At 60.8% G+C, this 6,011-nt stretch carries 5 protein-coding genes and 1 pseudogene; 4 read left to right on the forward strand and 2 right to left on the reverse strand.

The genetic code is table 11. The features are described 5' to 3' along the window. Positions 1-79 precede the first annotated feature (79 nt). Positions 80-841, reverse strand: a pseudogene (locus IVB32_RS20105) (IS5 family transposase). 440 nt (positions 842-1,281) lie between these two features. Between IVB32_RS20105 and IVB32_RS20110 the strand changes: the two are divergent. Genes IVB32_RS20110 through IVB32_RS20120 form a run of 3 tightly spaced genes read left to right on the forward strand, consistent with a single transcriptional unit; the run spans position 1,282 to position 3,924 of the window. Continuing rightward, the gene (locus IVB32_RS20110) at positions 1,282-2,748 is read left to right on the forward strand and encodes an amidase family protein (RefSeq protein ID WP_247411004.1); all 1,467 of its coding nucleotides are present in this window, start codon (positions 1,282-1,284) and stop codon (positions 2,746-2,748) included. 4 nt (positions 2,749-2,752) lie between these two features. After that, positions 2,753-3,307, forward strand: coding sequence for a DUF302 domain-containing protein (locus IVB32_RS20115; RefSeq protein WP_247361353.1), 555 nt, complete (start codon positions 2,753-2,755; stop codon positions 3,305-3,307). A gap of 32 nt (positions 3,308-3,339) precedes the next feature. Beyond that, entirely contained in the window at positions 3,340-3,924 is a 585-nt protein-coding gene (locus tag IVB32_RS20120) for a TetR/AcrR family transcriptional regulator (RefSeq protein WP_018456644.1), read from the forward strand. Positions 3,925-4,667: 743 nt separating this feature from the next. Here the strand turns inward: IVB32_RS20120 and IVB32_RS20125 are convergent. Further along, the gene (locus tag IVB32_RS20125) at positions 4,668-5,087 is read right to left on the reverse strand and encodes a hypothetical protein (protein ID WP_247411005.1); all 420 of its coding nucleotides are present in this window, start codon (positions 5,085-5,087) and stop codon (positions 4,668-4,670) included. A gap of 402 nt (positions 5,088-5,489) precedes the next feature. On the opposite strand from IVB32_RS20125, the gene IVB32_RS20130 reads away from it, so the two are divergent. After that, entirely contained in the window at positions 5,490-5,948 is a 459-nt protein-coding gene (locus IVB32_RS20130; RefSeq protein WP_247411006.1) for a DNA ligase, read from the forward strand. Positions 5,949-6,011 lie beyond the last annotated feature (63 nt).

Below are 6,011 nucleotides of genomic sequence, written 5' to 3' on the forward strand. Positions count from 1 at the left end.
CGCCGCCCCAGCAGTGCCCACATTGCCGAAAGCAAATCCTTGAAAAACAGCGGCGAAAACACATTCTGCCAAAGTAGTGCTAGGACGCGGACTCATTAAAGCGCAGCCATAGCCTGATTGACGCGAGTTGAACGAATGCGAGTTAGTTGGCAGCGAGCCTATCGTAGCGCGTCGCGACCCGACGACAATGTTTGATCTTGTTGAAGAACCGTTCGACCTGGTTGCGAGCGCGGTAGAGATACGGGCTGAAGCAGATCGGGTCGCTGGGCGATTGTTTTTCGGGGGGATGTTGGCCCAGGCACCCTTCTTCATCGCGAGCTCTCTGATCCAGTCAGCGTCATAGCCACGGTCGGCAAGCAGCATTGCCCCGCATTGCAAACGAGACAGCAGTTTTCTGGCAAGTCGAACGTCATGGGCCTCGCCGGGGCTCAATGCCAGCCGTACCGGCCGACCATTTCTATCGACCACCGCATGTATTTTGCTCGACAAGCCCCCGCGTGACCGTCCCATCGATAGGCATTGGTTCCTTTTGATGCAGGCGCCATGCTGGTGCACGCGGACAATGGAGGTATCGATCATCTGAATGCCGGCATCATGGGCGCCCGCAAGCGCGTGTATGATACGGCTCCAGACACCCGCTCTCCGCCACCTGACAAAGCGGTTGTAACAACTGGTATACGGCAAACGCCTCGGGCAGATCACGCCAGGGTGCTCCGGATCGCAAGGCCCAGAAAATTCCATTGAGGACACGGCGGTCGTTAACCCGAGGAACGCCGCGCGGTTTATTCGGGAGCATCGGCTTGATAGCAGTCCATTCATAGTCGGCGAGTTCGTAGCGCATGATTCGAGACCCTAGTTTGGGAGTTTGAATCACGGGAGTCTGGCCGAACGCAACACTCCTGGCCCGGTCCTTGTTCGGCGCTTGCGGGCAGAAGCGGACATCAACCAACCGGCAATCCCCGCCGAAACCAATCGTGCTCGGCCGACGAACGCCGCTCACCGTCGCTGTGACGTAGGGTCTGCAATCGCGCCGGCCAGATTGCCCGACCAAATGAAGGACGTGTCCAGAACTCTTTGCTCCCGGACGGTCGTTCTTCGAACTGTTGAAGTATCCTTCCATCATTCGGCACCTGGGCCCTCACGTACATGTGTCCGGCGGGTCCGGAAAATCACCATTGAAGCACGATCGTAATTTGATATTATAACCGTAATGGCATTGAGCTGAGTGGTCTGTTTAGCGGAAGCGGGAATGCCACCAAACACCTTCTTTGCGAGGATTTCATGGAAGACATGATCGCCACTGCACGCCAGTTTGCATCGCGAGACATCACAAATCTCACCTCGCTTGGGCTCGCAGCCGCTGCAGCAGCGGTTGGCAACGGCGACATCACGTCGGAAGTCTACACTACTGCGCTTCTGCAGCGCGCCCGAGCGCTTGCCGAGCTGAACGCCTTCATCACCATCGACGAGGTCGCTGTGCTCGAGGCCGCGAGGGACGCGGACAAGGCGCGTGCGGCCGGCTCGGCGGCCCCGCTCCTTGGCGTGCCCCTCGGGGTGAAGGACAGCTATTTGACGAAAGGACTGCCTACCAGCCTGGGCGTCGAAGGCCTCTCTCATTTCGTGCCGCGCGAAGATGCCGACGCTGTCCGGGCCATTAAGGGTGCGGGGGCTTTGGTCTTCGGCAAGAACAACCTCGTCGAGATGTCGTACGGCTTGACCGGTCACAACGCACGTTACGGCCAGGTGAAGAATCCGCACGCACGAGATCGCGTGTCGGGCGGCTCGTCGAGCGGCTCCGCCGCATCCGTGGCCGCTGGGCTCGTTCCCGCGTCCTTGGGCGGTGACACCGTTGGGTCCATCCGGGTACCCGCATCGTTCTGTGGCGTCGTGGGCTTCAAGCCAACCACCGGGCGTTGGCCGCGCTACGGCGTTGCGCCGATCTCCCATACGCTCGACACGACGGGCGTATTCGCCCGAAGCGTTGAGGACTGCATTCTGGTGGATCAGGTCGTGACTGGTGAAGAGGCTGCGGAGTTCTCCGACGGCGGCTACGGCCTGAAGGGAGCCCGGCTGGCCTTCGCGCCGCGACAGTTCCTGGATCTGGTGGAGTCCGAAGTCGAGACCCGCTTCCGCGCGGTGGTTCGGCGGCTGCAGGAGGCCGGCGCCGAGGTCGTTGAAGTAGACCTTGGCGAAGACTTCAATGCCCTCGTCCAAACTGCGACGTGGGGCATCTTCGCTCATGAGACGATGGGCGCAGTTTCGGAATTTCTTCGCCGCCATGACATTCCGACCACGTTCGAGGCCATTTACGAGGGCCTTAAGCCCCAACTTCGGCAGGCGTGGGGGCACATCGTACTGCCGGGTGGTGCAGGTGCCACCTCGGCAGAGGCCTATCGGACGGCGCTCGATGTGAGCCGGCCGGAAATCCAGCGACGGCTCAACACGGCGTTCGTCTCTCATGGGGCGCTGGTCATTCTGCAACCGACCACGCCCTGCACGGCGCCTCTGATCGAGGAGCGGGCGACCGTCCATATCGCGGGGCAGGAAGTCAGCTACCTCGCTTTGGCGAACCACACCGTGTCGGCAAGCAGCGTGGGGCTGCCGGGTATCAGCCTTCCTGTTGGCTTGTCTCGCGCGGGGCTGCCGATTGGGCTCGAGCTGGATGCTCCCTTAGGGCGCGACCGGGAGCTTCTAAACCTTGCCCGCGGCATCGAAGGCATCTTGGGCGGCAAGTCGAGTGCGATCTAACGAAGTGGCCGCTTCGCGTGGCGAAGGGACCGCCTGCAAACAACGACAACCGATTAGAGGATCAATAGATGGCCAATGCACTGCACTCAACGCGGCCATTCCGGTCGAGCACGTCACCATCCGCTCAACAAAGCCTTTCGAGGACGTTCGTGCCAAGCTCGCGACCTTGGCACCCCGCATCGATGACGGGATCTTCACTCTCGTGCGATACGGTGAAGGCACGCGCGCGCTGCGAGAGTTGGAGGCCGGTCCGCCGCTCACCATTTTCAGTCAGCGTGACCATGGGGCACTCCTGGCTATTGCTGGGCTGACGCGCCGATCCATCCAGTTCGATATCGGAAATCCGCTCACCGCAGCCAAGATGACCCGCCATCAACTGTCTGCGGGGCTATATGCGCCCATTCGCGTCCTATTGCGCGAGGATGACGATGGCGGTGTCGCGTTTGAATATGATCGACCAGCATCCGTTTTCGGTCAGTTTGGCAGCGATAATGTCGATGCAGTAGCCCAGCAGCTTGATCGCGACCTCCAAGCCCTGTTGGAAGCGGCTGCAGCCTAACGGCTGCGGGATATTGGTGGAGTGGAGAGAAGATGCGTTTTGAGAAAGGTCATAAAGCAGCGACGCGACGGCACATCATCGATGTGGCGTCGAAGTGCGTGCGCCGAGACGGCATCTCCGCCGCTGGGATCGCCGGGATCATGGGCGAGGCCGGCCTGACCAAAGGCGCATTCTCTCCGCACTTCGAGTCCAAAGACGCGCTCGTTCGCGAGGCGCTGGCGAGCGCGCTCAGCGACCAACAACATCGCCTCGATGAGGATCAGCGGAGGGGCCTGGCCCTCGAGGGGGCGATCCGGAGATACCTCAACCGCGCTCACCTCGAAGACCCGGCGGAAGGGTGCCCTTCGGCGGCGTTGCTCCCGGAGATCGCCCGCCAGCCCCTGTCCACTCGGCAGGACTACGAGAAAGCGCTGCGAAGCTACGTTTCGTCGCTGGCCGCACTACTTCCGGATGCCGATTCTGCAGCGAGCCGGCGCCGCGCGACCGCCATCTTCGGCCTCATGGTGGGCACCCTCCAGTTCGCGCGGGCCGTCCCCGACACTGTCCAGGCGGAGCAGATCCTGGAAGGCGGCGTTGAGGCCGCGCTGCAGTTGGCGCGAGCTCCATCTTCCTACTAGGAAGCACCGAAAGGCTATGGGCCATGATCACCGAGGTCAGCTTCTGACCTAGCGCGACATATCGCGCTACCGCACCAACTCGGTCGCGATCCGACGAGCAGTCCGGTTAGCAACATGGTGGTTCTGACCATGGGCCTTCTCCCGCGATGAAACAATTCAATGGCGGCTTCTCCGTGCATGGGACAGCGGCGGACGATTGGAGAAATCGGCTCAATCCAACTGAGCGGGCGTGTCTTGAGCGAATAGAAACGACGGAGGGGCAGATATCAGGCATTAGGACAGTGCAGGCAATCGACCGTCCAGGAAGTTTTAGCCTGCTGTTGGAGGTCGATCGTGCTGGTGGACCTGTCAAAATCCGATGCCAGGGGACCATGCGACCCGGAGGCGAACAGGTGACGGACGTGACAAGAGAGTAACCGCGCAGCTTGAGCTAAATTGCTAGCTGAGTTTGCCGTGCGGCCACCGGCGCGCTGCAGTTACATGCACAGCTTTGATATGATCAAGACGTGCGCGGTCTACCGTCTACGCTCCGCCCGAGCATCAATATACATGACCGCCGCGAACGTGATGCCTAGAGCTAAAACGCCGACGCCGCCGGTAATCAATAGACCTGCCATCATTGTGGGACGAGTATTCAGCGCAGGCACCAGGACTACAATTCAACAATAGTAACGAAATGAGACGGCGAGGCCACCAGCGCGGAGCGGCGGCGCGCTGGCGCGCTTCATCGGAGCGGGATGTTCTCAGCCGGCCTTGCTCTTCATAAGGCTTCGGGCCAGCGCTTGAACCGCCGCGTTCGGAAGCTGGATGCCCGAAAGCTTCCAGCCGTTCCCCTCGAAGTGAAGGCTTACGCCCCCATCCTTGTCGTTCTGGCCTAGACGGATCTGAAACTCGACCGGCTTAGTCGGAGATATTCGCCTCAGGGTTTCGAGCACCTTGGATGTGTCGATTTCCGTGAGGCTCAGCATGTTGGCGTCGACTCCCCCGACGCGGATGGCTCCCTTGTTCAAGACATCAGTCAGGTTTTCCGGGGTGAGAATCTTGCCGATCATCGCGTCGGCGATGGAGGCTCCGTAGGTATTCGCCGCCAACCGCTCCAATGGCTTCACAGGCCGTTCACGACCGATCTGCTTGAGGTAAGCGCCAACGATTTGATCGACCAACGATCTCGTAGGCGTGCGGTGTCCGTCCGGGCAAGAACGTCGGCGCCGTTCTCGGCCCGAACCGCACCGATTAAACCACTCAGAGAGACGACGGCGGAACCAACGTAGATCCCCAGGCACACTAGCAAAGCAATCAAAGATCCGAAAAACCAACGCATTTGGCACCCATTCTGGATGCGGCCTTGATGGATGAGTTTTGTGAAGAGAATAGGGCCCGCTCAGGCGTCGGGGCGTTTATTACTTGCGCGCAAAACGACGGCCCCAGCGGGGCGGCTGGGGCCGTCTTGGAAACACTCCGGCTCGCAGGGGGGCTACCCGCCGGAGCGTATCCCAACCTGGCCATTTGCCGAATGTTCCCGGTTGGTAAAAAGGCAACGGAATGCCTATTTGCGCTGAATGCGTATGGCGTACGAGCTCTGCCTGGCGACCGCCGGCAAGCAGGTCCCCTTAGGGCCGGACTGGATCCACGAAGTGAAGCACGACGGGTACCGGATGCTGGTCATCCGAGAGAACGAGCGCGTGCGGCTGTTCTCGCGCAACGGCACCGACTGCACCCAGCGCTATCCGTGGATTGCCGAGGCCGCGCTGAAGAACCGGCAGAAGCATTTCGTCGTTGATGGCGCGGTGATCCTAGGCATCGACGGTATTTCGGATTTCAACGCGCTGCACTCTCGCAAGCATGAGCACGAGGTGCAGCTCTACGCTTTCGACGTTCTCGCCATGGGAGGGGACGATCTCCGGCAGCTCCCGCTACACCTGCGCAAGACCAACCTGGAGCGGCTCTTGGCTCGCCGGCCGGACGGGATCACCGTAGCGCCGTTCGAGCGCGGTGAAATCGGCCCTGAGCTGCTGCCGGTTTGATGGACACCGAGATTGGGTGTTTTATCGAGCCAGAGGTGGGTCATGCAGAGACGGAAGTTCAGT

It is taken from the genome of Bradyrhizobium sp. 23, from assembly GCF_023073295.1.
Classification (GTDB): Bacteria; Pseudomonadota; Alphaproteobacteria; order Rhizobiales; family Xanthobacteraceae; genus Bradyrhizobium; species Bradyrhizobium canariense_D.

Coding starts and splice junctions, on each gene's coding strand:
- IVB32_RS20130 (WP_247411006.1), top strand. CDS start 5,490: ATGGCGTACGAGCTCTGCCTGGCGACCGCCGGCAAGCAGGTCCCCTTA.
- IVB32_RS20120 (WP_018456644.1), top strand. CDS start 3,340: ATGCGTTTTGAGAAAGGTCATAAAGCAGCGACGCGACGGCACATCATC.
- IVB32_RS20110 (WP_247411004.1), top strand. CDS start 1,282: ATGGAAGACATGATCGCCACTGCACGCCAGTTTGCATCGCGAGACATC.